Annotated in this window: 2 protein-coding genes; both read right to left on the reverse strand. The window is 44.9% G+C overall.

Annotated features, from left to right (window positions below; translation table 11 throughout):
* On the reverse strand, positions 1-1,400 hold a 1,400-nt coding region (locus ABGY95_RS02475), incomplete at its 3' end, for an ATP-dependent DNA helicase RecQ (protein WP_347440101.1).
* A gap of 4 nt (positions 1,401-1,404) precedes the next feature.
* Positions 1,405-2,683, reverse strand: a 1,279-nt coding sequence (dgt, locus tag ABGY95_RS02480) for a dGTP triphosphohydrolase (RefSeq protein ID WP_347440102.1), incomplete at its 5' end; no start/stop codon positions are given.

Consider the following 2,683-nt stretch of genomic DNA (forward strand, 5'->3'; position numbering starts at 1 on the left):
CATTGCTGCCTGCAGACCCTCGCATAGCAGAGCTCCACCATTGCCAATAGTTTAGAGCTATCACGCTTTTCTTTCTCTTCAAGACCAGCACGATCAATTCCAATCTTACTGGTTAGAACCTCGGGCTTCAGCAGACGGGTTCCCTTTGCTCTAGAACCTGCCACATCGAAGCGTTCAACTAAGCCGTGGCGCATCAAGGCTACAAGGGCACTCCCTACAGCCATGCCATTTTTTACGTCTGCTCCTTGCTTAATTTGATCCAATGTTTCATGCACTTCAAAATCACCATCTGCTTGGTTTTGCAGATGCTGATAAACATTGCATATAGTAGCATAACTAGGATTCACGCCCTCAATAAAGAACTCCTGAGTTCGCGTGTCTGCATAGTTAAATAACAATTCACACATTGCAGCCTCGCCGTCACGGCCAGCTCGGCCAGCCTCCTGGTAGTATGCCTCGACGCTGCCCGGTATTTCAAAGTGGATGACAAATCTCACATCCGACCTGTCAATACCCATACCAAAAGCATTCGTCGCAACGGCCACATCAGCTTCTTTTTTTATGAAAATGTTCTGCGTTTTCTCACGCCTATCATCGCTCATTCCACCATGGTAGGCAATACAACTCACTCCCCAGTCGTGAAGCATTTCAGCCACTTCTTCCACACGCTTGCGTGTCGCACAATAAACGATCCCTGTCTTCCAGCGTTTCACAACCTCTCGGATTCGTTTATATTTTTGTTCATGTTTTGAGACAGACGTGATCATTAAGGAGAGATTTGGACGCGCAAAACCACTCACAATTTCGAAGGGTGAGCGAAGATCTAACACCTTTAGTATATCAGTCCTAACTACTGGAGTCGCCGTAGCGGTCAGAGCAATACACTGCGGTCGTCCGATCCTATCCAAGGCTTTGCCTAGGCGCATATAATCAGGTCTAAAATCATGCCCCCACTGGCTTAAGCAATGCGCCTCATCAACAGCAAACAGAGCTAAGTCCACTTCCATTAAAGCGCTAATAAAACTCTCTACCTTGAATCTTTCTGGAGCAACATACACGAGTTTGTACTCACCCGCACGCATACGTGAAATTCTATCTCGCTGCTCTGAGAACCCGAGCGTCGAGTTAATCATTGTTGCTGGGATCCCTTTGCTCAGCAAAGCATCAACCTGATCTTTCATCAAGGCGATCAACGGACTAACAATGATGCTCACGCCTTGAAGACACAACGCTGGAAGCTGGTAACAAAGAGATTTACCTCCACCTGTAGGCATCACGACTAGACCATCTTTCCCGGTCATAATCTGCCCAACTACCTCATCTTGACCGTCCAGAAAACCATCAAAACCAAAGTACTCTTTCAGCGCCGCTAAAGGCTGCTTGATCACACGCTCATTCATCGTATTAAGAAACTAAATCGCCAATAGAGCCAAAATCTGGAACAAACAACCGCTTATAGAGCCTGCTCGTTGAAACGTCAGTCATACTAGCCATAAAATCACATAACAATCGTTGTTTCTGTTCTACGGTAGCAGCTGAATCCATCTCTTCTGAAATGGCATCTGGCAGCAAATTGTAACCAGACTTTTCTCCTGAAATATAACGCGCACTCAACAGCTCCCACAGCCTCTCTAACATGTAATTCCCTTTATATTCTAACTGATTCAATTCAGGAGATAAAAATACCACCTCATAAGCCATCTTTTTAAATAGCTCTGACTCCTCCTTAACTTTAGAATCAACCACTAGATCATAATGGTATCGATTAGTCGCACCACTCATAAAATTGACACTTTCCTCTAGCGAAACTGCTTGTAGATAAATACCAATACGCCGCCCAACCATAGGCTCAATCATACCTCCACGAATGGCCGCCAACAATTCCCCTACAGCGGATTCATCCTCACGCGAAATTTGTAATTCATCGGCCCATCTCTCGATTTTTTCAATGGTTAAAAAACCTGCTCGCACACAGTCAGCTAAATCATTCAAGGAATAGGCCACATCATCAGCCCAATCCATAATTTGGCATTCTATCGATTTAAAACTCTCTCGAACCTTTCCAGGAGAAAGTTCTAAAGGAAAATCCCGACCTTCTAACACCCAGTCAATGTAGCGAACTTGTTGATCATAAACAAAATGATTCTTAGGGGCTTCCCCAGCATTGGATGACTTCAACTCTGACCAAAGTGTCTTATATTTCAGCACTCCATCCAGAAACGCCCTAGAAGGGTTCATTCCAGTCTTCCTTGAACTAAAAATACGCTCTGTGAGCAAACGTAGAGTCTGTGCATTTCCTTCAAAGCCTCCACACTCTCCCATCAACTTGTTCAGCGCCATTTCACCAGCATGTCCATATGGAGGGTGACCTAAATCGTGCGATAAGCAAATGGCCTCCACCAAATCGGAATCAACATAGAAATCCTCCGATAACAAATCTGACGTCTTCTTGAGATACTGGCAAATTGAACGTCCTATTTGGGCTACTTCAAGTGAATGCGTCAGTCGAGTCCTATAGAAGTCATACTCACCACTCCAGAACACCTGAGTCTTACTTTGTAACCTACGAAAGGAAGGAGTATGGAGCACTCTGTCACGATCGATTTGAAATGTCGTCCGAAAGTCGTCACGCGAAGCTTCAGTTGTCAGTCTCTCGGTGTCGAAGGCTGTATAAAAAAGATTT

It is taken from the genome of Rubritalea sp. (genome assembly GCF_039830215.1).
Taxonomy (GTDB): Bacteria; Verrucomicrobiota; Verrucomicrobiia; order Verrucomicrobiales; family Akkermansiaceae; genus Rubritalea.